Genomic DNA, 24,360 nt, shown 5'->3' on the forward strand with positions numbered 1-24,360 from the left:
GTATTGTAAGGGATATAGCTATTTTTTCCTATACTATAATATACTATTTATTTCACTTCTTTTCACATGTGATGTCAAATCTCTTTTCATCTCCCTATAAACTTATTTATAGGGAGATGAAAAGAAAAATGGGACGTAATGTCCCATTTTTCATCCTTTTGTACCTCCAGCTGTTAAACCAGAAATAAAGTATTTTTGTAGTGATAGGAATAAAATTGAAATTGGGATCGCAATTAACACAGAACCCGCTGCAAACGTTGTAAATTCATTACCGAATTTCTTCGCAACCATTTCATATAATCCAACTGCTAAAGTATAATTTTCTGGTGTTCGCAAAATAATACTCGCTAAAATGAAATCTGTAAATGGACCAATGAAAGTAAATAACGCTACAACCGCTACGATTGGCTTTGCAAGTGGCATAATGATTTGCCAAAAAATACGAAAATGCCCTGCTCCATCCATTCGAGCTGATTCATCTAGTTCTTTCGGAATCGTATCAAAATACCCTTTCATAAGCCATGTATTCATCGGAATAGCCCCGCCTACATAAATTAAAATTAATGCAAGGTGTGTATCAATTAATCCTGTTAATTGAGCTAATACGTATAAAGCAATTAACGCTGCAAAGTTTGGAATCATTTGCAGAATTAAAAATGTTAATAAACCATTTTTTCTTCCAACAAAACGATATCTCGAAAATGCATAAGCAGTAAAGCTAATTGCTAACACTGAGAAAATCATCGTTAAAACACTTACTTTTAATGTGTTTTTATACCATAGTAAGTAATTACTATTCTCTAGATCTAATAACTTACGATAATGATCTAACGTTGCATTTTGTGGAATAATACTTGATCCAGATAAACTATCACCCGGATTAAACGATGAGCCAATAATCCATAATAACGGATAGAAAATGATGGCACACATTACGAAAATAACTAAATAACTTAATGAGAGACGTAACATCTTCTGTCTTTTAATATTCATTTACATCATATCCTCTTCTTGGAATGATTTTGTTCTCTTAAATTGCCATAACGCAACTGTAATAACGATTAACGATAATATCATTGTAAGAGCTGCTGCTTTTCCGTACTGCGCTGAAGTCATCGTTAACTTATAAATCCATGAAATTAAAATATCCGTTCCACCTGCGTCTTGTCCAGCTACAGCAGGACCTCCACCGTTAAATAGATAGATGATACTAAAGTTATTAAAGTTAAACGTATATTGCGTAATTAATATTGGTGCTGTTGCATATAACACAAGTGGCAATGTAATTTTACGAAACTGTTGCCAAGCTGTCGCTCCATCTACTGTAGCCGCTTCATATAATTCTCCCGGAATCGATTGCAGTATACCCGTTGTCATCGCAAAGATAAACGGGAACCCAAGCCACGTTTGAATCATAATTAAAGCAATCTTCGCCCAAAATGGATCTGTCATCCAAGCAATTTTTTCAATTCCGAATAAAGCTAATACTTGATTGTTAATCGCTCCGAATGTTTCATTAAACATACCAGAGAAAACAAGAATAGATACGAATGCTGGAACCGCCCACGGTAAAATGAAGATTGTTCGAATAATTGCCTTTCCTTTAATACCGGGCTGATTTACGATAATCGCTAAGAAAATACCAAGCGCAACTTGTAATGTTGTTGCAACGAATGTCCAAATGACAGTCCAAGAGAATACACTTACAAATGTCTCTCTCCACATCGGTAAAGTGAAAATATCAATAAAGTTTTTAAAGCCCACCCAATCTACTAATTTTGCTGGAGGAGAATGATATAAATCATAGTTTGTAAATCCAATTAAAATTACGAAGATGATTGGAAATACGACAACAAAGATAAGTAGTAGAAAACCTGGTGAAACCATTAAATAAGGAAAACCTTGATCTAACAAATTACGGTATTGCTCTTTTACAGAATTTAACGGTGTTCCGATATCACGTTTCTTTCCATTTTGGTATGCATCGTATAAGTTAAATGCATATATGCCGAGCCCAAAAGCGATAACGATAAGGGCCAAGATTCCTTCTACTAATAGAAAGACAGAATGGTCACGTGGAACTTCTGTACCAAGCGTTACAATACCCCATAATCCCATATTTAATAAATCAGCAAAGGCTACAATAAATGAACCTGTTAATACTAGAAAAATAAGACCTTTTACAAATTGTTTATTATACATTTGGCCCACGCCTGGAATGATTGATAACATGGTTGCCATTTTTCTATGCTTTGAATGGTTTAACCCATTTGCTGGTTCCATAGATGTTTGCATGTTCCTTCCCCCTTTTTTCTTCCTACATGGAAGGGAGAGAATTCGTGCCTCTCATATTCGAGGCACGAATTTCACCTTATTTTTTCTTGTTATGATTTGCCTCAATATTACCTTTAATTTGTTTCACTGCACTATCAAGCGCCGCTTTTGGTGCCTCTTTATCTGTAACAACTAATTGAAGCGCATCTCCAGCTGGTTTCCAAACTTCTTGCATTTCTGGAATGTTTGGCATTGGAATTCCATTTTCAGATTGCGTTGCAACTGCTTTTGCAGCTTCGTTATCTTTAATAATTGGATCTTCCATTACTGATTTTACTGGAGGAATTTCTTTTGTTTTCTCAAATCGAATTTTTGCGTTTTCTTCATTTGTTACCCACTCAGTGAATTTTGTAGCTAAATCATTTTGTTTAGAGAAACTTGTTACATGCCATCCTTTAACCCCAACAAACGTTTTCATTGGTTGACCATTTGGTAATTTCGGCATTGGAGCAACGCCATAATCAATCCCGTTCTTTTCCATTGCTTGGAACGCCCATGGGCCATTCATGATAGAAGCTGCTTTTCCTTCATTGAATAGTCCATCAGCAGCAGGCCCACCTGATTCACCGATAATACCTTTTGGGAATAATTTTTCCTTGTACCATTTTTGAAGATATTCAGCACCTTGTACTGCTCCGCTATTATTTAATCCAACATCACTTGCATTTGGCTTTCCATCTTTTTCACCAAATACATAACCGCCCATACCTGCCATGAATGCATTAGCAAAGTAGAAGTTATCTCCTAATGCTAAAAATCCGTACTTGCCATCTTTCGTAAATTCTTTTGAGAAGTTAAACAGCTCGTCCATCGTTTCTGGCGCTTTTGGCATTAGTTTTTTATTGTAAATAAAGACTGGTGTCTCAATTGCTTTTGGTAAACCATATAATTTTCCATTATATGTCTGTGCTTCTATTGATGAATTAGTAAATTTACTCTTTACAGCATCATCTGCTTTCACTTCAGAAAGTAAACCTTCTGTTACTGCATTTCCGATTTGATCGTGTGGCAATGTTACAACATCTGGTCCAGTCCCCGCTGGTCCATCAAGGCGTAACTTCTTCACTTGATCTGTCATTTGCATTTCAACAACTTTTACTTTTACTTTATATTTTTCCTCAAAGCTTTTCACTGCTGGTTCTAAACCAACACCTTTTTTATCATCTTCCCAAACAAGAAGATCATAGTCTTTTTTCGCTTTACTTTCCTCTTTTTTCCCTGAATCTTTCGGTCCACATGCAGATAACATACCAATAGATAATGCTGAAACCGTTAATAATGATAATGCTTTCTTCATCCCAAAAACCTCCCTAAATTGTCTATGTACCTCAGTAACTGAAAACGTTTGCATTTAATAGTTTAATTGAAGCGCAAACAATATCTCAATCTATGAAAACGTTTGCGCTATTTGTCTATCATTATACATTCTTTTATTCATTTTGCAAATATTAATTTAAAAATTATGTCATTATACTCTTTATACATTGACTTTATATGAAATGAATACTACTCTTATAAGCAATATTAAAGCTACGAGAAAGGCAATCGTTTGCAATATAGGCTTTATTATTACACTTAAGGGAATACTATGTATAGAGATATTGAAGGGGGATTTTCTATATGTTTAAAGAAGCTATTTATCATAGGCCGAAAGATAATTATGCATACGCTTATGATGAACAAACAATTCACATCCGAGTACGTACTAAGAGAGATGATATTCAAAGCGCCGATCTTATTTACGGTGATCCTTACGAATGGAAAGACGGGAAATGGATATCAGCAAGTACACCCATGAAAAAAACGGGTTCTACTGCATTATTTGATTATTGGTCCATTTCAATCGAACCAAAATTTAAGCGCTTACGTTATGGGTTTGAATTAAAATCTGAAACAGACACTCTTATTTATGCAGAGCGAGGATTCTTTTCTAGCATTCCAAATGATGATGTTGGTAACTTTTTCTGTTTTCCATTTATTCATGCAGATGATGTATTCAAAGCACCATCTTGGATTAAAGACACCATTTGGTATCAGATTTTCCCTGAGCGATTCGCTAATGGCGATAGTACGCTGAATCCAGAAAACACCCTTCCTTGGGGAAGTGCGAATCCAACTCCAACTAATTTTTTCGGCGGAGATTTTTCTGGTGTTATTCAAAACCTTGATTACCTTGTTAAGCTTGGCATTTCCGGAATATATTTCACACCTATTTTCAAAGCTCATTCAAACCATAAATATGACACAATTGACTATATGGAAATTGACCCACAATTTGGGACGAAAGAAACTTTTAAAGAGCTCGTTGAAGAATGTCATAAGCACGGTATAAAAGTAATGCTCGATGCTGTGTTTAATCATAGTGGATACTTTTTCGAGAAATTTCAAGACGTACTAGAGAATGGTGAGAAGTCCGCATATAAAGAGTGGTTCCACATTCATGAATTTCCGATTATAACCGAACCACTTCCAAATTATGATACTTTCGCCTTTACACCGTATATGCCTAAATTAAATACAGCTCATCCAGATGTAAAAGAATACTTACTTGAAGTAGGACGTTATTGGGTACGAGAATTCAATATAGATGGCTGGCGCCTTGATGTCGCCAATGAAGTCGATCACAACTTTTGGAGAGAATTCCGAACTGAAATAAAGACACTAAATCCTGAAGTATATATTTTGGGAGAAATTTGGCACGATGCCCTTCCGTGGCTACAAGGCGATCAATTTGATGCTGTCATGAGCTATCCTGTTACAAACGCTCTACTTTCTTACTTTGCTAACGATTCCATTAAAGCAAGTGAATTCATGAAGCAAATTACAGAATCTCTACATTCCTACTCTATGAATGTAAATGAAGCAGCATTTCATTTATTAGATAGCCATGATACTCCAAGAATTTTAACAACATGCAACGGAGATAAAAATAAGTTGAAATTGCTCTATGTATTCCATCTTTCTTTCATCGGCTCTCCTTGTATTTATTACGGAGATGAAATTGGTATGGATGGCGGCATGGACCCTGATTGCCGTAAATGTATGATTTGGGATACTAAAGAACAAGATCATGCATTATTTACCCATATACAAACATTGATTTTATTACGGAAACAACATAAAGCATTTGGAGGACATGGTACTTTTCAATTCATCGAAGCAAATGATGAACATAATTATATTTCTTATACGAAAACATATGAGGATGAAACTATCTTTTTCGTTTTAAACCCTACTAATAGTGAAGTTACAGTTTCACTCCCTCTTCATGTTACTGGTAAGAAAATAATTAACATTTATACAAACGAAGAATTTTCAGCAGAAGCAAGTGTATTACAAGTTACACTTCCTCCATATGGATTCTCCATATTAAAATGGTAATCCAAAAAAGCCTTATGCCAAGTTTGAAGTGGCATAAGGCTTTTTCTTATTTCAATTTGAACACTATCGCTTCATACGGACGTAATGGAATGTTATCTATTGATCCGATTTCTACATCGTAATTGTGTATAAATAACTCTGATTCACTATAACTAATATCCTTAGGCATTTCAAATACACTTTCATCCGCAGTAAAGTTTGCAATGACAAGTAGTTTTTCATCTCCATATGTTCTTACATAAGCAAAAATAGAAGGGTCATTATTTAATATTAAATCATATGATCCATACACAACTATTTCATTATTTTTGCGTAGTTCAATTAATTTCTTATAGTAATAAAAAATTGAACCTTCATCTTGGATTGCTTGTTTCACATTAATCTCTTTATAGTTAGGATTTACAGTAATCCAAGGTTCACCTTTTGTAAATCCAGCGTGATTCTGATCATTCCACTGCATCGGAGTTCTAGCATTATCACGACCCTTTATATAAATAGATTCCATTACTTTTTCTATATCTTCACCATGGTCTATCACTTTTTCTTTATACATATTTAACGTTTCAATATCTCGATATTCATCAATTGACTCAAATCCGACGTTCGTCATTCCGATTTCCTCTCCTTGATAAATATATGGCGTTCCTTTCATCATATGAAGAACTGTCGCTAACATTTTTGCTGATTCAATGCGATACATTCCATCATTACCAAAACGAGATACAACGCGAGGCTGATCATGATTATTCCAATAAAGGCTATTCCATCCGGTATGCTCTAATGCTTTTTGCCACTTTGTTAAATTCTCTTTTAAAGTAAGAAGTGAGCATGGTTTTACATCCCACTTTCCACCTTCTCCTGAATCTAAATCCATATGTTCAAATTGGAATACCATTTGCAATTCTTTTCGTTCTTCTCCAGTATACAATTTCGCTTCTTCTGTCGTTACACCAGGCATTTCACCAACCGTCATAATATCATAATGCGATAATACTTCCTCATTCATTTCATGTAAATATTTATGAATGTTTGGACCGTTCATAAAATGCTTATGACCTGAAACATACCCCTCTTCTTCTGTTTCAACAGCTGGTAATCCCTCTTCTTTAGAAATAAAATTAATAACATCCATACGGAAACCATCAATTCCTTTTTCTAACCAAAACTTCATCATTTCATAAACATCTTGTCTTACCTTTTCATTATCCCAATTTAAATCTGGCTGTTTTTTAGAAAACAGATGTAAATAATATTCATCTGTCATTTCATCATACTGCCATGCTGATCCACTAAACGCTGCTCCCCAGTTGTTCGGTTCTTTTCCTTCTTTTCCAGGGCGCCATATATAGTAATCTCTATATTTATTATCTTTTGATTTACGTGATTCAATAAACCAATTATGTTCATCAGATGTATGATTAACAACTAAATCCATCATCAATTTCATATTACGTTCATGCATTTCATGTAATAGCTCATCCCAATCTTCCATTGTTCCGAACTCGTTCATAATTTTACAATAATCGCTTATATCATAACCATTATCATCATTTGGAGATTCATAGACTGGTGATAACCAAATCACATCAATCCCTAACTCTTTTAAGTAATCTAGCTTTGAAATAATCCCTTGAAGATCTCCTATACCATCACCATTACTATCCATAAAGCTACGAGGATAAATTTGATATACTACACTTTCTTTCCACCATTGTTTTTCCATTATGCTACCCCATTTCATTCATCATTCATTTTTCTCTTTTTTAAGGCGCAAACGTTTTCATTAATGAATGATAACAGATTCTATCTCAATTTAAAATAGCGCTTACAATTTTTATTGTCTTTTTCTAAGAAAACATATGAAAACCACTAATAAATCTCCAATAAATGAAAACGTTTTATTTTTTTATTTATTTTTTGAATCTATTCGTTTATAATGAACTCAAAGAAAACGTTTGCATAATTATTTCTAGGGGGAAATACCATGGCAGAACTTAAATTAGAAAACATTTATAAAATATATGATAATAACGTAACAGCTGTAACTGATTTTAATTTACACATTCAAGATAAAGAATTTATTGTATTTGTCGGTCCTTCTGGATGCGGAAAATCTACAACATTACGAATGGTAGCTGGACTTGAAGATATTTCAAAAGGCGAGTTTTCAATTGATGGTAAACTAATGAATGATGTTCCTCCAAAAGATCGAGATATCGCTATGGTATTCCAAAACTACGCTCTTTATCCACATATGAGTGTATATGATAATATGGCATTTGGATTAAAACTTCGAAAAATACCAAAAGATGAAATCGATCGTCGTGTGAAAGATGCAGCAAAAATTTTAGGACTTGAACAATATTTAGATAGAAAACCGAAAGCATTATCAGGTGGACAGCGCCAACGTGTTGCGTTAGGTAGAGCAATCGTTCGAGATGCAAAAGTTTTCTTAATGGATGAACCATTATCAAACTTAGATGCTAAACTCCGTGTTGCAATGCGCTCAGAAATTTCTAAGCTACATCATCGTCTTGGAACAACAACAATTTATGTAACACATGATCAAACAGAAGCAATGACTATGGCTTCGCGTCTTGTCGTTATGAAGGATGGAAAAATCCAACAAATTGGAACTCCAAAAGAAGTATATGAAACACCAGAAAACATCTTCGTGGGTGGATTTATCGGCTCACCAGCTATGAACTTCTTCCGTGGTAAATTGACTGAAACCGATTTCGTTATAGACAATACTATAAAAATTAAAGTATCTGAAGGAAAAATGAAGATGCTACGTGAACAAGGCTATGTAAATAAGGAAATTGTTTTAGGTATTCGTCCAGAGGACATTCATGATGAACTACTATTTTTAGAAGCTTCACAATCTACTGCCTTCACAACAAAAATTGAAGTCGCTGAGTTATTAGGTGCTGAATCCATTTTATATATGAAACTTGGGAATCAAGATTTTGCGGCACGTGTAGATGCAAGACATACGTTTTCACCTGGTGACCAAATTAAATTAGCATTTGATATGAATAAAGCGCATTTCTTTGATAACCAAACTGAACAACGTATTCGCTAAAAAATTTATCTTTACTATACACATATAAAAAACCGTCCACATATATTGAGGGCGGTTTTCATTATTATACTAGGGCTTCTACTGTATGAAATGATTGTCCTTTCGTGCCAATAATACCGAAAATCGGTAAATCACTAAGCACCACTTCTTCTTGCTGTTTCATAAAAGATGACGTTAATTGTTTTATCTCTATCCAAACGTCATTAATACAAAGTACATTGGAATCGTTCTCTTGTTGGCGAGAAAAAATAGAATCTATTTTATATAAACCAGCATTTTGAAAAAGCATGTCAATGCGACTGAATGCATTCAAAGTAATGCTAATAACGCGTTGCCAATCTCCTTGCTTTTCCATATCATAGAATACAAAAAGGGCTTCTCCGCCTAGATTCGTAATTTCCTCCACTGTTGCTTGTCCACTCTCTTGATCAATGTCCGTCACAATAACTTTTGCGCCTTGTTTAGCCAACAAAAGAGCTGTATTACGTCCAATACCGATGCCACCGCCAGTTACGATAGCAACTTTTCCTGCAAGCTTCATTTTCATTACCCCTTCTATAAGTCTTACCGTCATTCAGTATACTCCTTTATGAGATTATTCTGCAAGCAAGAAAAATTGCCATTCGATTTGTAAACGTTTACTTTTTATCCTTCTTTTTTCTTACTCTTACGCTGATCAAGAACTAGACCGATAAAAATGAGAATGCCCCAAAAAATTATGCTACCTCCTGTCATCTCAACTTCCCCCTTATTATATAAAGTAAAACTTTAATCAGCCCCAAATGGTGAGATAAAGATATTATTTTTAATCATTATACCATTATCTTAATTTTCAATCTATTATAAATAGAAATGACACATTTTAGTTTTTCCTTACTGTAAATATTCACAATATACTTATAAAATAAAAAAAGACCCTTTTATATATAAAAGGGTCTTTTTTTATTTTATTATACAAGACTTATTATTTTCGTCTTTGTAATTAAGTCCTGAAAACCGCAATTGTCTTTGCGGAACAACATCATATATACGTTACATATTAATGGAATTCCTAATAGCAATACGTTCGGTAATAACACTACAAAAAATCTTATAATTAATGTTTGCAACGTTAGCTTTTCACTCTTCAATGAAATTAATTTTATTCTCGTTACCTTTTTGCCAAGTGTAACACCGTTCCAAATAAAGGGTAATACAATAAAATATATCGCCATTAATATGAAAACTACTGCGAAATCATATCTAAAATCACCTAAGCTTATATTAAAGCGCTTAAACATAGCACTATAGTTTCCGGTCATAATAGCTACTACTGCACCATACATAACCGAGATTAAAAACATGTCAATTAGGGAAGCACCTATGCGATTCATTACAAGCGCTGGACGATGCATCTTTAACTTCATTTTATGTCGACTCCTTCATATCCTTCTTTACCCGTCTCATCGTACCACTTCTAAAAAACATTGTAAACTAGCGTTTCTCTTACTTTTCTTGTACAATTTGTTACAATAGCATTATAAAGGAGGTTCCCATATTGAAAAAATGGATAATCCTATTCGTCGCCTTCCTATTAACTGGTTGTGCAGGAAACACAAGTCACTTAACTTATACGGTTAACGATGAATACGAACTCATACGTACTTCTGGAAATGCATTTGAACTTTTCCCCTCGCAAGATGCTGTATATGCCACACAATACATCCCTGCAAAAATTACAGACATTGCTTGGGATGATAAATACATTATTGCAAAACAAACTGAGGAAAAATCAGATCCAAATAACCCTGACGCAGCAATTGCGAATAAAAAAAGTGAACATTATTGGATTATTGATGTAAAGCACAATAAACGTTTCGGTCCCTACAATGAAAAGCAATTTAATGAACAAAAAGATGCGTTTAAAATTAAGGTGCCTTTTCAAAATGTAGATTCATACATAAAAGAAATAAAAAAACAGTCAGCATAATATTTGTATGCTGACTGTTTTGTCTTACATTATTTTAGTGAGATGTTAAACGTTTGTGGCTCTTTTACAACATCTTGTGTTTCTGAATCTCCTGCAAGTAAATCATCAGTTGTAAACTGAATATCCTTTACCTTGTCTTTTCCATCGTCAAGTATTAAACCAATAATACCATCTCTTATTTCACCAGGCTTATAGTCTTCTCTTGATACATTTTTTGTACCAACTAACGTATCTTCGTCATATAAAAAGTTTTGAGTGGCTACTTTAAAATGTTGCTTACCATTAATCATAACATCATTCATAGAGAAAAATTGCATATTTTTATTTCCGCTATTCTCCACTTTATATGTAATCTCAACGTAACGAATTGTATTACTAATCTCTGTTCCACTTAGCGATGCATATAATTCTGCATCTTCTTGGCTTACTTTATCCCCTAATCTACGTTTTACTTCTTCAGGAGTTAGTGCCGTGTATACTTTCAATGTATTTTTTGCCTTTTCACTCATTTGTGATAAAGAGATTACTTTCACATCTTGTACGTGAATTTTCATTGGCGCTACTTCAAATGTTTGATTCACAGAATGCATCTGCTCTAACTTGAAAGTACCCCATCCTGTTTCTTTCACTTTTTGTCCTACTTTTTTCAGCTCACGCCCACCATATTCTTTCGTTTCAGGAATAGATTCTTTCTTCTTCGGTTCAGCTTTCTTTTCTTCTTGATGGAAGCAACCACTTAACATAAGAAGAAAACTACATAAAACAAAAATACTTTTCCATGCTTTCATCATTTCATTTCTCCTAACGCTATCATTCATGAATATAAAATTAGTCCCTTGCTTTGTAAACTATAGAAACAATGACAATTCCACAAAATGAACTTGTCAGTCCAGATACTATTATACCTCCAATTTGGAAAATATGAAAATAGGGGTCTAGGAACGCATGCACGATAAATATAAAAGCTGTCACAATGATTATCGAAACCCAATACTTTCTTTTTTCTAAAGCTACAATCATATCTTTCCCTGTTTCATCTTTATACTTCCATAGTACGTATAATAGCAATAATAAGCCAACACATGTACTCCCATGTTGCATATATTTATACAATGGAATACTGTGTAATTCAATTTGTAACAATGCTATTTTCATAACGAAATAGCCTGTATTATGAGTAAATGCATCCAAAACGACATGGGTGAGCATACCGAATAATGCAGAATAGCAAAATACAAAGAATTCTTTCCAGGTATGTAGCCCCCACCTCTCATCTATTGCATATGAATAATAACCAGCAAACGGTTTAGGCAAATGCGTTATAAACGGCTTTTTTAAAATGTAATGATATATGTATGCGATTAGAAATACAAGCGGTAAATTTAAATATAAGAACCCAAGCCATGTATGGCCAATAACACCATAGGGTCTAAAGGGCAAAAAATATTCAAAGTCAGGCGCCATACTACCTAATATAAGAGCCGTTACTGAAATATGTTTAGAGTGCTTTTTCGCAAAAGGAAGAACTGCTGCTGGATGTGCAAATGTAAACGGCATACTTTAACTCCTTCTCACATTTTCAATAGAATACCATATATCATAACGAGAGAATGAATCTTCATGCAATATTTATTTTCACATTGGAATATGATAGTTTAAATGATATAATCCACATAAAATATTCAGAAAACAAGAAGGGATCCAGGTGTCATTAACACTTGTATTTGCTGCCTTTTTAAATTCAAAATCCGTTATGAATTGAGGTTTATATATTGATTGACGTACCCTTTTTACAAAATGTCACATTAAAAAAAGAAAATATCCCTAGTTTTTCCGCATATCCTTACTGCTTACCCGCTATTCGAACATTACAATCACTAGATTTCCATCCAAATGTAACATTCATTATTGGAGAAAACGGAACAGGTAAATCAACATTACTTGAAGGAATTGCAATTGCGTTAGGTTTTAATGCAGAAGGTGGAACGAAGAACTTCCGCTTTAGCACAAACGATTCCCATTCATCTTTACATGAATACCTTCGAATTTCAAAAAGTTTCAATACACCAAACGACGGTTTCTTTCTTCGCGCTGAATCATTTTATAACGTTGCTTCTTATATTGATGAAATAGATGCTGATAGAGAAGCACGTGGGAATCCGGTTATCAACTCTTATGGTGGTATCTCACTACACAAACAATCACACGGTGAATCATTCTTCTCATTATTTATGAACCGTTTTTCAGGACAAGGTTTATACATTTTAGATGAGCCTGAGGCAGCTTTATCACCAATGAGACAACTTTCCATGCTCATTCGAATGCACGAACTAGCTGAACAAGGTTCACAATTTGTTATCGCGACGCATTCTCCTATTTTAATGGCTTATCCTGAATCCACTATATATTCTTTAACACAAGAGGGAATTCACGAATCCACATTAGAAGAAACTGAGCATTACCAAACGACGAAACTTTTCTTTGAAAATCGCGATCGATTATTCCATCATCTATTTGAGTCGTAAAAAAAGAAGCAGCAATAGCTGCTTCTTTTTTATAGTGCTTCTATAAATAAGGCAACCCCGATACCGCCACCGACGCATAAAGAGGCAATTCCTTTTTCTAACCCACGTCTTTTTAATTCGTGAATTAAACTTACTGTAATACGAGCCCCTGTACAACCAATTGGATGCCCAAGTCCTACGCCACTACCGTTTACGTTCACTTTTTCACGGTCTAAGCCTAACTCTTTCTCTACAGCTAAATATTGAGCCGCGAAAGCTTCATTAATTTCAAGTAAATCTGCATCTTCCAATGACCAATCTACTTTTTCTAAACCTTTACGAATTGCTGGTGCTGGTCCAATACCCATAATTTTTGGATCTACTCCAGCTACTGAATATCCAACAATTCTAGCTAACGGTTGTAAACCTTTTTCTTTCGCTTTTTCTTCGCTCATTAATACTAGAACTGCACTCCCGTCATTAAGGCCAGATGCATTTCCAGCAGTCACTGATCCATCTTTACGGAACGCCGGCTTCAATCCAGCTAATTTTTCAGCTGTAATATCTGCACGTGGATGTTCATCCTTCGAAAATACAACTTCTTTTCTACGCTCTTTTATTGTAATAGGAACAATTTGATCGTCAAAGTATCCAGACTCGATTGCCTTCAGTGCCAATGTATGACTGCGAAGAGCAACTTCATCTTGTTCCTCTCTTGTAATTTCATATTGTTTAACTAAATTTTCCGCTGTTTCACCCATCATAATATGGTGAATCGGATCTTCTAACACTTCCCACACCGTATCACGAATTTCTCCGTGCTGTAGACGTTGTCCCCAGCGGTGCTGTTTCAATGCATAAGGGCTCGAACTCATCGCTTCTACCCCACCTGCAACAACAACATCACTTACACCTAATTGGATTTGCATTGCAGCTGACATAATTGCTTGCATACCTGAAGAACATTGACGTTGGATTGTATATCCCGTAACTGTGTCAGGAAATCCTGCCGCTAATGCAGCTGTTCTCGCCGTATTTGCTTCATCAGTTCTTTGAATACAATGACCTAAAATTACTTCATCAACTTCATGTGGTTCTACCCCGCCTCGTTTTACAGCTTCCTGAAGTACAGGAACAGCTAATTCTACTGGCGTTACATTTTTTAGCGCTCCTCCAAAAGTTCCAATTGGCGAACGAACTGCAGCTGTAATAACAACATTATGCATTTTGCACTTGCCCCTCTCTTATGTACCCTAGTCAGTTTTTAGGTGAAATTCCATAAGATGTATATCTATAACTATCATACTATAAACATACTAAAAAATCAAAATATTTAATATAATAAAAATAGAAGGAATTAACCTTCTATTCTGTCAGCGCATATAAAAACTTTTGTAAAATTTTCTCTGTCGTTTCATTCAATTTTGGCAACTTATCTACTGGAAAATATTGAAGTTTTAACCCTTCATGATCGAGCTTTAATTCCCCGCTCACATGATGTGCCTGATACAGATGAATAACATTGAAAATTTCATCGCCATTCGGATAACGGAAATATACTTCTTTTCCTGATAGAACACCAAGAAATTGCATTATTTTTGCAGTTAACCCCGTTTCCTCAAATAACTCTCTACGTGCAGTTTCTTCTGTCGTTTCGCCCAGTTCCATCGCCCCACCAGGTACACCCCAATCATATGTATCTGAACGATATTGAAGCAATACTTCTTGATTATCGTTTAATATAATAATTGCTGATCCTACGAGAATAAGCGGCCTTGTACCAACGACTTTTCGTAACTCTTCAATATACCCCATATGTAAATTCCCCTTTCCCTAACCTCCCTTATCATAACAAAATTTTGCTCTTTTTGTTCATGTAATTTTAAAGAAAAAAAGAAGCTTTCGCCTCCTTTTTTTCACCTTTATTTCTTAAAACTTTCATATTTTACAGCTTCAAAAGCTTCCTCAATTTCATCATTACGATAATGGACATATGTAAAACGCCCCAATTCTACTAATCTTGCTATTTCCTGTAACGCTTTATGCTGCTCATATGTTTCTTTCAGCTTAATATGTACATAAAACTTCATTAACGGATGTTCATATAAAGGTTCTCCCACCTCTACATATACATCTTCCACCCCTTGTACAACTCTTACATAACTTGCAAATTGATAAAGAGCTTCTCTGTCTGAAACGATTTTTAATGTATACATATATTCTCCCCCTTTTCTTTACTATATCAAAAAGATGATCACACTACGTTATAGAACTATGAAATTTTTTCGACTTGTCATCTATATATTCAATAAAGAAGGCGTTTATCCATACATGACATCTTTTCCCCACATATATTATAGGAAGAACTTTTTTTCAGTTGAGGTGTTCCTTATGGATCCATACGTCAATATATGTATTTGTATTACTCCCGGCGCCGATATTTCTGATGACCGCATCGCAAAAGATTTAGCTGTTGCAGAATCAATTTGGCACCCCATTACATTTCAAATTCAAGAAGTAATTGTATTAAATGAACTTTTCCGTTTTTTTGACCGTGAAATCAGTTATAAAAATTCCATTCAAAGTCAAGAAAAGCTGGCATCCTTTTTCCAAACATGTGTAAATGAAGCTCCTGAATGCGACCTTTATATTTGTTATATTGGCAGTGATTATTTCAAAGAAACAGCAGTAATTGCCTGCGCTTACTCTTTAGCAAAACAGCAACAACTTACCGGATATATCGTTTTAACAAACTCGGCTGCTCCTATGAAAAATATATATACGCTTGCTCACGAAATCGGTCATATTTTATTTACAAGACGTGTTCACGGAAAACTTACTCACGCAGATCCTCATTCCCCAACTGGCTCGGAGCACCATCCTTCTCCAACCAATCTTATGTATCCGATAGTCCCGCGCCCTGAAAATGTTCCTATTCAGTCTCTATTGACGAACGAACAAAAAACACTCTCTTTACAAAGCTCTTTATTGCAAAGAAAAAAACAGTAACCCTCATGTTACTGTTTAAAACAACTTATTCCAATCAACAAAACAAATCCCGGCTGCTAGAAATAAAAATAGACAACTAAATGTAAATGTAATCCCTCTAAAAATCCCTATATAATATTTCTTTGGAAATAATTTTTGGTATATCCAGAGCAGCCGCTTTTTATTGAATTTCTAGTTCACACTTTTTCTTTCTTCAATTTTTAAAGACCATCTCATTAATCCATATATACTTCCATACATAAGTAATATCTTTGCAATTCCCCAAAATACATTTCTTTCTTCTAAGTCTTTAAATAAGAACATAATCGCAAGAGGAACAATTAGTACCAAAACACCCATCCAACCAAGAACATATACTTCACCAATAAGAAGTAATAAAAATATACTTACTGCTAATATATATGTCTGCATTGTCGACAATTGTAAAATTGGCGTCCCATACCATTTATTCATAAACATTAATAACACTAATAATAAAATAGGTATCATTACTATTACATAAATAATTCCAAACTCTACTAATTTACTTTTAAAAGAAGACATTCTAAACGCAAAAACCGTTCCAATAATTGTAATAATTAAAACGATAGGATAACCAATTACCTGTACATTTGTTAACGTAAATTGTTGATTCGGATTTCCAAATAAAATATTAGTTAGTAACCAATACCCACCTATCCCAATAATCATTCCTAAAACACTCTTTATACTTCCGCCTTTATCCTTCTCCATCTCTTTCGCTAATTCTTCCGCATACTCTTTTGGCGAATCACCAAATATATTACTTACCGTTTTTCCTTCTTTCTCACCTTCAATTAAATGAAGTTCTGCATCTTCTAAAAAAGCGTCAACATCTTCCTCTTTAATTCCTTTTGTTATTAAATATACTTTCGTATCGATTAAGAACTTTTCTCCTTCTTTAGAAATCTGCATTATAGCCCCTCCCTTATTTAACCATTTCTCTTCTATTCGCCTTCATCATAATTTCAACAAAAATTAAAATAAATAAACTTCCGTATAAACATATAATTTGAAATAACATTGGAACAAGGTCTTCCGTTGTAAATGTTTTAAACACTAACATAATTGAAAGTGGAATGATTAAATATAAGTTTTTAAACCATCCTTCAAAATATATATTTATAGCTACTGTGATGATAAAAATCCCACCAGCCACTATATAACTTTGCACTTCGGTGAATGTGAGCATTTTTGTCGGATATATCACGTCTAATATCGTAACAGCTCCTAATAAAAACATTGGAGCGATCATAACTAAAGACCACATAGAAAACCATGTTTTTGTAAAACTTGTTACGAAGGCCATTTTGCGAAGTAGAAAATTAGGACCTATAACAACTAAAATCAATGAAAAACTATAACCGATACACTGAATAAGTGAAATCTGTAACATTCCATGATTCACTATTAAGATAGAAGCAATAATCCAAAACGATACGATATTCATTACTGTAAAACCAATTTGCTTCCACGTTTCCTGTCTATCTCTTTCCATTACTTTGACAAGTTCATTTGCATATTCTTTCGGTGAGCTTCCGAAAATATCTTCTACACTTTTCCCATCACTCTCACCCTCAATTAAATGGAGTTCCGCATCTTCTATAAAATTTTCAATATCGCTTTCTTTCACACTCTTTGCCGTCAAAAATAATCTCATATCTAACAAAAACTTTCGCGCTTCACTTGATAGCATTATTTTCTCCTTCCCTTCCCTTCAAGTAGACGTTCTACACTACTTTGCATCGTTTCCCAGCGATCCATAAATTCATCAAGTGCTTCCTCGCCTTTTTCTGTTAATGTATAATATTTTCTCTTTGGACCAGATGGAGATTCCTTCATTACGCTTGTTATTAGTCCTTCTTTTTGCATTCGTATTAATAACGGATAAATACTTCCCTCACTCGCCATTGTAAAACCATACTTCGCTAGCTTTTCACTCATTTCATAACCGTATATTTCGCCTTCAGAAATAATAGCAAGTAAGCATCCTTCTAAAATCCCTTTCAGCATTTGACTTGTCGACATAATTCAAATCCTCCTACTACCTTGCTTTACAAAATAGTATAGCAAAGACTATTTTGCAAAACAAGATAGCTAACGATATTTTTCTAAATGTTTGCAGGAATTTCATTATAGCTTCTCTAAATAGAGCACTATGAAAACTTTATTATGAAGGGATGTTTTTCATCATGGTTACAAATCGAGTTGTCTTTTTAACAGGTGCTGCAAGTGGTATTGGTTATGAAATGGGAAAGGCTTTTGCAAAAGAAGGTGCAAAAGTTGTGATTACCGATCGGCTTGAAGAACGTGCAAAAGAAGCTGCTGAACAATTACAAAATGAAGGTTTTCAAGCTATCGGTTTAAAATGTGACGTTACATCTGAAGAGGAAATTACAGCAGCAATTTCTCAAACAGTTGATCATTTCGGTTCATTACATATATTAATTAACAACGCAGGAATGCAACACGTTTCACCCATTGAAGACTTTCCAACTGAAAAGTTCGAGCTACTAATTCAAATTATGCAAATTGCTCCGTTTATTGCAATTAAGCATGCCTTTCCGATTATGAAACAACAAAAATATGGTCGTATTATTAATGTCGCTTCTATTAACGGCCTTGTCGGGTTTGCTGGAAAAGCTGCCTACAATAGTGCAAAACATGGCGTAATTGGATTAACAAAAGTTGCCGCTTTAGAAGGTGCTACGCATGGTATTACTGTTAATGCCCTTTGCCCTGGTTATGTTGATACCCCCCTTGTACGTAATCAACTACAAGACTTAGCTACTACACGAAATGTACCACTTGAAAATGTTTTAGAAGATGTTATTTATCCACTCGTTCCACAAAAGCGCTTATTACAAGTACAAGAAATTGCAGATTATGCGATGTTTTTAGCGAGTGAAAAAGCTAAAGGTATAACTGGTCAAGCTGTCGTTATCGATGGTGGTTATACCGCTCAATAAAAATAAAGTTTGCTCAAGAAGAGCAAACTTTATTTTTTATCCCGAGGATCTTCGTACTTTAGTAATTGCCGCGGGAGCTTCTCAATTGCAACAATTACCCCCTCTAATTTACTTTCAATACGGTGGAGTAAATATAATGTTACAACAATCGGAAACCCTACATTACCTATCATCTTGATCCACTCTTCCACCCTCTTCCCCTCCTTTCATTATATAAGTAAGAGAAAACACTGCATTTAGGCATAAAAAAACAAGCTATTATGTATTAGCTTGTTTTTCAAATAATGATGCAATTTCTCGTTTATAATCCCCGCGTATAATACCTTTCTCAGTAATAATTCCTGTAATTAATTCATTCGGCGTTATGTCAAATGCTGGATTATAAACATCCGTTCCAATTGGTGCTACTTGTTTTCCAAAGATTTTCGTAACTTCTGTTTCATCTCTTTCTTCAATAATAATTTCGGCTCCAGTTTCTTTCGTAACATCAAATGTTGACAGTGGCGCAGCAACGTAAAATGGGATATTAAAGTACTTTGCTAAAATAGCTAAATTCATTGTCCCTATTTTATTGGCTGTATCTCCATTTGCGACAATTCGATCCGCCCCCACAATAATTGCGTTTATTTCTTTCGTTTGAATAGCATGAGCTGCAGTATTATCTGTTATAAGGGTCACATCAATATTTGCTTGCTTCAATTCCCACGTCGTTAAGCGACCACCTTGTAAAACTGGTCTCGTTTCACACGCATATGCATGTAAACGCACACCTTTCTCTTTTCCAATATAAAAGGGAGCTAATGCAGTTCCATATCTGGCAGTTGCGATACTTCCAGCGTTACAGATTGTTAAAATATTATCGCCATCTTTAAAACATGTTAACGCATATTCCCCAATATTTCGACACACCTCTTCATCTTCCTGTTGAATGCGAAGCGCTTCTTCTTCTAATATTTTTTGTGCTTCTTTTATTGTAGTAATCTCTCGAATAGATTCTCTCATACGATCAATTGCCCAAAATAAATTTACTGCCGTTGGGCGTGATGTCCCTAAATAGTTACAGTCTCTATTAAACTTCTTTTGAAATTCTTCGATATGTAAAGTATTATATTTTTTCGCTGCAAGCGCCAAGCCAAATGCAGCTACAATTCCAATTGCAGGCGCTCCGCGTACTTCTAACATTATGATACTTTTCCAAACCTCTTCAATAGTCGTTAATGTTTTGTATTCTGTGCTATGTGGCAATTTCGTTTGATTTAATACCGCAATTGCATCCCCTTTCCAACTTACAGATCTCGGAACAGTAACGATTGTACTCATGCTTTTACACCCCTTGAAACTGTCTGTTGAAATAATGTTCGAAACAGTTGAATATCAGCACTTTTAGATTCATATTTTATTAGTTCTTTTCCTAAGGATAGCGCTTGTTTCTTAGCTTGGATTCTTGTTTCTTTATTTTCTATTTCATCTAAATCTGCTACATGAGCTAAACCAATTGTTCTACGAATTAGTTCACATCCGGCAAATCCAACAGCATCAGTAAAGATATTTTGCAAAATAATTGGTAACCATTGTTTTTCTTTCGTATATGCTTCTACACCTTCTCCAATCCATAACTTTGTAAAAGTCTCTACAAAATAACTCCACGTCTTTTCTATATGGAAAAATAGTACACTTCTCTTTTCTTCTTCTCTAGATAACGCATTTAATAATAGATTTGCAATAAATTGACCTATGTCAAACCCAAATGGGCCATATGCCGCAAATTCTGGATCAATCACTTTCGTTTCAGAAGGTGACGAAAAAATACTACCAGTATGTAAATCACCATGAATAAGAGTTTCTTTTCTTGTTAAGAACTTATATTTATATTGTGCTACTTTTAGTTTTAAAGTTTTATCACTCCAAAGTTCATCAACCACGAGCTGTAAATCTCGCTCATAATCATTTGTATCATAATGTCCAAACGGATCTGTAAACACTAAATCCTCTGTAATTTTACAAAGGTCCGGATTTACAAAGGTACCTTCTAGTACCCTTTTCTCTTTTGACTGTAAACCAAAATCTGAAGTGTAAAATAAAACATGTGCTAGAAAACGACCAATATGCTGGGATAAAAGCGGATATTCTTCTCCGTCTATTAATCCTTTTCTTGTAATTGTTAGTCTTGATAAGTCTTCTATTACCGTTATCGCTAACTCTTCGTCATGACTGTACACTACTGGAACATAATCCGGTACATACTGCGCAAAAATTTGTAATGCCTTGCTTTCAATCGTTGCTCTTTTTATAGACAATGGCCAGCTTTCACCAACTACTTTCGCATAAGGCAGTGCTTGTTTTATTATAATGGATTTCTCTCCATCATCTAATTTAAACACGTAATTTAAGTTTCCATCTCCAATTTCATGACAAATGACATTTGCCTTCTCTTCAAAATAGCCATGATCTTTCGCATATTGTACAGCTGTTATTTCTGTTAATGAATAATATCCCATCTTCTTCTCCCCCTTTTTAAATTCAGAGGTTTTTCTAACATAGAAAAACCTCTTTCCACTAAGAAAGAGGTTTGAAGTTTATCTTCTCCCCTCTTATCTGCCAGAAAGTTTTACTTTCTGCTGGAATTAGCACCGTGCCTTTTGGCGTAATAAACGCCCCATTTCACAATGGTATTACGGTCGGTTGCTGGGCTTCATCGGGCCAAATCCCTCCACCTGCTCTTGATAAGAGTTGTATAATTTTTTGAATTTTTAACTTTATGTTGAAGACTATACCAAGAATAAAAATCACTTGTCAACATTTTATTTGTATAATTCTGGACGGCGATCCGCAAAAACTGGAATTCCTTTACGTACTTCTTTAATTTTCTCGAATTCAAGCTCTCCAAATAAAATTGATTCCTCTTCATTCGCCTCTACTACAACTTCACCCCAAGGATCCACAATTAAAGAATGACCTGCAAACACATTATTCGGATCCTTCCCTGCTCTATTACACGCAACAACATAACACTGATTTTCAACTGCTCTTGCTTGCAATAGCAAACGCCAATGTGCTAAACGAACTAATGGCCATTCAGCTACAACAAATAATACTTTTGCCCCTTTAGCAGTATGAACACGCATCCACTCTGGAAAACGAATATCATAACAAATTGTTCCAGCGCATTCAACAGCATCTAGCTTAAATTCGCCCGTACCATTACCAGCTATTAAATATTTATGTTCATCCATAAGCTGAAATAAATGTACTTTACTATATTCGTTGACTAACTGTCCTTCATTATTTACAACATACATCGTATTTGTAACGCCTTGCTCTGTTTGCTTTGCTATGGACCCACCAACAATATGTACATCATATCGCTTCGCCCATTCTATTAACTTTTCTTTCGTTTCCACTCCATCCCTATCTGCAATTTCAGAAAGTCTCGTTAAATCATATCCTGTTGTCCATAGTTCTGGTAAGACGATAACATCTGGCCTTTCCTTCATAGCTTCACTTATTTTATTTTTAGCATTCTCAATATTTTTTTCTACATCTCCAAAAACAATATCCATTTGAATACATGCGACTTTCATTTTTTCAGCCCCATTCTTATTTTTCTCTTTACAAAATACTGGAAAGATTATATCATTTGTCACTAGAATTGTAACAACTTTCAAAAGAGGTGGAAAGTATGAAATTATTTCAACCTTCTGAGATAGTAACATCATTGCCAACACAATTTTTCGCTTCACTTGTTGCAAAAGTTAACAAAGTCGTTGCAGCTGGTCACGATGTTATTAATCTAGGTCAAGGTAATCCAGATCAACCAACACCGCAGCATATCGTAAAAGCTTTACAAGATGCTGCCGAAAAGACCATTCATCATAAATATCCGCCATTTCGCGGACATGAAAGCTTAAAGGAAGCCGTGGCTACATTCTATAAACGTGAATATGGCGTCGAATTAAACCCAAAAACTGAAGTTGCTATTTTGTTTGGTGGGAAGGCTGGACTAGTAGAATTACCGATTTGTTTTACAAATCCTGGTGATACGATTCTCGTTCCGGATCCAGGTTATCCAGATTATTTATCCGGGGTTGCTTTAGCAAAAGCACAATTTGAAAGAATGCCACTTATTGCAGAAAATAACTTTTTACCAGATTATACGAACATTGATGACTCTATTGCAGAGCGTGCAAAATTAATGTTTTTAAACTATCCAAATAATCCTACCGGTGCTACTGCATCAAAAGATTTTTTTGATGCAACCATTCACTTTGCTAATAAACATAATATATTAGTTGTTCACGATTTTGCTTATGGCGCTATCGGATTTGATGGTCAAAAACCTGTTAGTTTCTTGCAAGCAGATGGTGCGAAAAATATAGGAATTGAAATTTACACATTATCAAAAACTTTCAATATGGCTGGCTGGCGCATCGCTTTTGCTGTAGGGAATGAAAGTGTGATTGAAACAATTAACCTATTACAAGATCATATGTATGTTAGTATATTCGGTGCAGTTCAAGATGCTGCTCGAGAAGCGCTATTAAGTTCACAGTCTTGTGTAATAGACCTTGTAAATAGTTACGAATCTCGAAGAAACGCTCTTATTTCAGCCTGTCACTCAATTGGTTGGAATGTAGACATTCCAACAGGATCATTCTTTGCATGGCTTCCCGTTCCAAAAGGATATACCTCTGAGCAATTTTCTAATATTTTACTAGAAAAAGCACATGTCGCAGTTGCTCCTGGTGTTGGATTTGGTGAGCATGGCGAAGGGTATGTCCGTGTTGGTCTCTTACATACAGAAGATAGATTACGAGAAGCCATTAATCGAATTGATAAATTAAATTTTTTCAAAAAGTAATTGACAACACGAAAAATATCTGACAAAATTCAGTTATCTTAAAAATTTAAACATTTCTAAATACTTCTTATCAAGAGCAGGTGGAGGGACGAGCCCGACGAAACCCGGCAACCGATCTACAATTGTAGACACGGTGCTAATTCTCGCAGCATTACGCTGACAGATAAGGAGCTGGTTGTAAAAAAACCTCTCCTTAGCTGAGAGGTTTTTTTATTTAACTAGGAGGTTATAAC

General features: G+C 34.8%; 26 protein-coding genes, 1 pseudogene and 2 riboswitches. Of the genes and pseudogenes, 7 read left to right on the plus strand and 20 right to left on the minus strand.

The features are described from left to right. Nucleotides 1-150: 150 nt before the first annotated feature. The 3 genes from malD to ACTFN4_RS02400 form a co-directional block, all read right to left on the minus strand. On the minus strand, nucleotides 151-993 hold the full coding sequence (gene malD, locus ACTFN4_RS02390; protein ID WP_001022608.1) for a maltosaccharide ABC transporter permease MalD: 843 nt from the start codon (nucleotides 991-993) through the stop codon (nucleotides 151-153). Continuing rightward, nucleotides 994-2,295, minus strand: coding sequence for a maltosaccharide ABC transporter permease MalC (gene malC / locus ACTFN4_RS02395; RefSeq protein WP_001194993.1), 1,302 nt, complete (start codon nucleotides 2,293-2,295; stop codon nucleotides 994-996). Nucleotides 2,296-2,371: 76 nt separating this feature from the next. Then, nucleotides 2,372-3,631, minus strand: a complete 1,260-nt coding sequence (locus ACTFN4_RS02400; protein WP_000709923.1) for an extracellular solute-binding protein — start codon at nucleotides 3,629-3,631, stop codon at nucleotides 2,372-2,374. Between the two features lie 323 nt (nucleotides 3,632-3,954). On the opposite strand from ACTFN4_RS02400, the gene ACTFN4_RS02405 reads away from it, so the two are divergent. Beyond that, nucleotides 3,955-5,715: an alpha-glycosidase gene (locus ACTFN4_RS02405; RefSeq protein WP_000471782.1), complete on the plus strand. Its 1,761-nt coding sequence runs from the start codon at nucleotides 3,955-3,957 to the stop codon at nucleotides 5,713-5,715. A 46-nt stretch (nucleotides 5,716-5,761) separates the two neighbouring features. Here the strand turns inward: ACTFN4_RS02405 and malL are convergent, their stop codons facing one another. Further along, entirely contained in the window at nucleotides 5,762-7,438 is a 1,677-nt protein-coding gene (malL, locus tag ACTFN4_RS02410) for an oligo-1,6-glucosidase (RefSeq protein WP_439962050.1), read from the minus strand. 261 nt (nucleotides 7,439-7,699) lie between these two features. Between malL and ACTFN4_RS02415 the strand changes: the two genes are divergently transcribed. Beyond that, nucleotides 7,700-8,800, plus strand: a complete 1,101-nt coding sequence (locus tag ACTFN4_RS02415) for an ABC transporter ATP-binding protein (RefSeq protein WP_000818931.1) — start codon at nucleotides 7,700-7,702, stop codon at nucleotides 8,798-8,800. 64 nt (nucleotides 8,801-8,864) lie between these two features. Here ACTFN4_RS02415 and ACTFN4_RS02420 read toward each other — a convergent pair whose 3' ends face one another. From ACTFN4_RS02420 to ACTFN4_RS02430, 3 genes are all read right to left on the minus strand, one after another. Next, nucleotides 8,865-9,374, minus strand: coding sequence for an SDR family NAD(P)-dependent oxidoreductase (locus ACTFN4_RS02420; protein WP_000218413.1), 510 nt, complete (start codon nucleotides 9,372-9,374; stop codon nucleotides 8,865-8,867). Between the two features lie 71 nt (nucleotides 9,375-9,445). Continuing rightward, nucleotides 9,446-9,535, minus strand: a complete 90-nt coding sequence (locus ACTFN4_RS02425; protein WP_000145638.1) for a hypothetical protein — start codon at nucleotides 9,533-9,535, stop codon at nucleotides 9,446-9,448. A gap of 215 nt (nucleotides 9,536-9,750) precedes the next feature. Beyond that, on the minus strand, nucleotides 9,751-10,206 hold the full coding sequence (locus ACTFN4_RS02430) for an RDD family protein (protein ID WP_000769080.1): 456 nt from the start codon (nucleotides 10,204-10,206) through the stop codon (nucleotides 9,751-9,753). A gap of 131 nt (nucleotides 10,207-10,337) precedes the next feature. Here ACTFN4_RS02430 and ACTFN4_RS02435 point away from each other — a divergent pair, with 131 nt between their 5' ends. Beyond that, nucleotides 10,338-10,769, plus strand: coding sequence for a DUF3997 domain-containing protein (locus tag ACTFN4_RS02435; RefSeq protein ID WP_000758789.1), 432 nt, complete (start codon nucleotides 10,338-10,340; stop codon nucleotides 10,767-10,769). Nucleotides 10,770-10,798: 29 nt separating this feature from the next. Here the strand turns inward: ACTFN4_RS02435 and ACTFN4_RS02440 are convergent, their stop codons facing one another. Beyond that, entirely contained in the window at nucleotides 10,799-11,560 is a 762-nt protein-coding gene (locus ACTFN4_RS02440; protein WP_000973899.1) for a hypothetical protein, read from the minus strand. A 37-nt stretch (nucleotides 11,561-11,597) separates the two neighbouring features. Further along, nucleotides 11,598-12,326, minus strand: a complete 729-nt coding sequence (locus tag ACTFN4_RS02445; RefSeq protein ID WP_439962051.1) for a DUF4184 family protein — start codon at nucleotides 12,324-12,326, stop codon at nucleotides 11,598-11,600. Nucleotides 12,327-12,541: 215 nt separating this feature from the next. Here ACTFN4_RS02445 and ACTFN4_RS02450 point away from each other — a divergent pair, with 215 nt between their 5' ends. Further along, nucleotides 12,542-13,294 (plus strand): AAA family ATPase, encoded by a 753-nt coding sequence (locus tag ACTFN4_RS02450; protein WP_000568006.1) that lies wholly within the window; start codon nucleotides 12,542-12,544, stop codon nucleotides 13,292-13,294. Nucleotides 13,295-13,323: 29 nt separating this feature from the next. On the opposite strand, the gene ACTFN4_RS02455 is transcribed toward ACTFN4_RS02450, so the two are convergent. From ACTFN4_RS02455 to ACTFN4_RS02465, 3 genes are all read right to left on the minus strand, one after another. Beyond that, the gene (locus ACTFN4_RS02455) at nucleotides 13,324-14,499 is read right to left on the minus strand and encodes an acetyl-CoA C-acetyltransferase (RefSeq protein WP_000552081.1); all 1,176 of its coding nucleotides are present in this window, start codon (nucleotides 14,497-14,499) and stop codon (nucleotides 13,324-13,326) included. A 139-nt stretch (nucleotides 14,500-14,638) separates the two neighbouring features. Beyond that, nucleotides 14,639-15,088, minus strand: a complete 450-nt coding sequence (locus ACTFN4_RS02460; protein ID WP_000540529.1) for an NUDIX hydrolase — start codon at nucleotides 15,086-15,088, stop codon at nucleotides 14,639-14,641. A gap of 107 nt (nucleotides 15,089-15,195) precedes the next feature. Then, entirely contained in the window at nucleotides 15,196-15,489 is a 294-nt protein-coding gene (locus ACTFN4_RS02465; protein ID WP_000288330.1) for a DUF3928 family protein, read from the minus strand. A gap of 175 nt (nucleotides 15,490-15,664) precedes the next feature. On the opposite strand from ACTFN4_RS02465, the gene ACTFN4_RS02470 reads away from it, so the two are divergent. Next, on the plus strand, nucleotides 15,665-16,282 hold the full coding sequence (locus ACTFN4_RS02470) for an ImmA/IrrE family metallo-endopeptidase (protein ID WP_000371608.1): 618 nt from the start codon (nucleotides 15,665-15,667) through the stop codon (nucleotides 16,280-16,282). 15 nt (nucleotides 16,283-16,297) lie between these two features. Here ACTFN4_RS02470 and ACTFN4_RS02475 read toward each other — a convergent pair. The 4 genes and pseudogenes from ACTFN4_RS02475 to ACTFN4_RS02490 form a co-directional block, all read right to left on the minus strand. After that, nucleotides 16,298-16,441: pseudogene (locus tag ACTFN4_RS02475) on the minus strand (DNA-binding protein); the annotation flags it as partial. Between the two features lie 12 nt (nucleotides 16,442-16,453). After that, a complete protein-coding gene (locus tag ACTFN4_RS02480; RefSeq protein WP_048655576.1) occupies nucleotides 16,454-17,215 on the minus strand; it encodes a DUF1129 domain-containing protein in 762 nt (253 codons plus the stop codon). A 13-nt stretch (nucleotides 17,216-17,228) separates the two neighbouring features. Then, the gene (locus tag ACTFN4_RS02485) at nucleotides 17,229-17,996 is read right to left on the minus strand and encodes a DUF1129 domain-containing protein (RefSeq protein ID WP_000952886.1); all 768 of its coding nucleotides are present in this window, start codon (nucleotides 17,994-17,996) and stop codon (nucleotides 17,229-17,231) included. Continuing rightward, nucleotides 17,996-18,328 carry a PadR family transcriptional regulator gene (locus tag ACTFN4_RS02490; protein WP_000107982.1) on the minus strand — a complete coding sequence of 111 codons (333 nt, stop codon included), beginning with the start codon at nucleotides 18,326-18,328 and terminating at the stop codon, nucleotides 17,996-17,998. Before ACTFN4_RS02490 ends, ACTFN4_RS02485 begins: the two co-directional genes overlap by 1 nt. A 164-nt stretch (nucleotides 18,329-18,492) precedes the next feature. Between ACTFN4_RS02490 and ACTFN4_RS02495 the strand changes: the two genes are divergently transcribed. Next, nucleotides 18,493-19,269 carry a 3-hydroxybutyrate dehydrogenase gene (locus tag ACTFN4_RS02495; protein WP_000258428.1) on the plus strand — a complete coding sequence of 259 codons (777 nt, stop codon included), beginning with the start codon at nucleotides 18,493-18,495 and terminating at the stop codon, nucleotides 19,267-19,269. A 29-nt stretch (nucleotides 19,270-19,298) separates the two neighbouring features. On the opposite strand, the gene ACTFN4_RS02500 is transcribed toward ACTFN4_RS02495, so the two are convergent. The 4 genes from ACTFN4_RS02500 to ACTFN4_RS02515 form a co-directional block, all read right to left on the minus strand. Further along, the gene (locus ACTFN4_RS02500) at nucleotides 19,299-19,460 is read right to left on the minus strand and encodes a YvrJ family protein (protein WP_000393336.1); all 162 of its coding nucleotides are present in this window, start codon (nucleotides 19,458-19,460) and stop codon (nucleotides 19,299-19,301) included. 67 nt (nucleotides 19,461-19,527) lie between these two features. After that, nucleotides 19,528-20,589, minus strand: a complete 1,062-nt coding sequence (gene mtnA, locus ACTFN4_RS02505; RefSeq protein WP_000104604.1) for an S-methyl-5-thioribose-1-phosphate isomerase — start codon at nucleotides 20,587-20,589, stop codon at nucleotides 19,528-19,530. Beyond that, nucleotides 20,586-21,767: an S-methyl-5-thioribose kinase gene (mtnK, locus tag ACTFN4_RS02510; protein ID WP_000542684.1), complete on the minus strand. Its 1,182-nt coding sequence runs from the start codon at nucleotides 21,765-21,767 to the stop codon at nucleotides 20,586-20,588. Before mtnK ends, mtnA begins: the two co-directional genes overlap by 4 nt. A gap of 90 nt (nucleotides 21,768-21,857) precedes the next feature. After that, nucleotides 21,858-21,999, minus strand: a riboswitch (SAM riboswitch). 71 nt (nucleotides 22,000-22,070) lie between these two features. Further along, complete coding sequence (locus ACTFN4_RS02515) at nucleotides 22,071-22,934, minus strand: carbon-nitrogen family hydrolase (RefSeq protein ID WP_137396677.1); 864 nt, start codon at nucleotides 22,932-22,934, stop codon at nucleotides 22,071-22,073. Nucleotides 22,935-22,948: 14 nt separating this feature from the next. Here ACTFN4_RS02515 and ACTFN4_RS02520 point away from each other — a divergent pair, with 14 nt between their 5' ends. Beyond that, the gene (locus tag ACTFN4_RS02520) at nucleotides 22,949-24,127 is read left to right on the plus strand and encodes a pyridoxal phosphate-dependent aminotransferase (RefSeq protein ID WP_000765518.1); all 1,179 of its coding nucleotides are present in this window, start codon (nucleotides 22,949-22,951) and stop codon (nucleotides 24,125-24,127) included. Between the two features lie 64 nt (nucleotides 24,128-24,191). Further along, a riboswitch (SAM riboswitch) is annotated at nucleotides 24,192-24,297 on the plus strand. Nucleotides 24,298-24,360: the final 63 nt, after the last annotated feature.

It is taken from the genome of Bacillus cereus group sp. MYBK95-2 (assembly GCF_051915225.1).
Taxonomy (GTDB): Bacteria; Bacillota; Bacilli; order Bacillales; family Bacillaceae_G; genus Bacillus_A; species Bacillus_A cereus.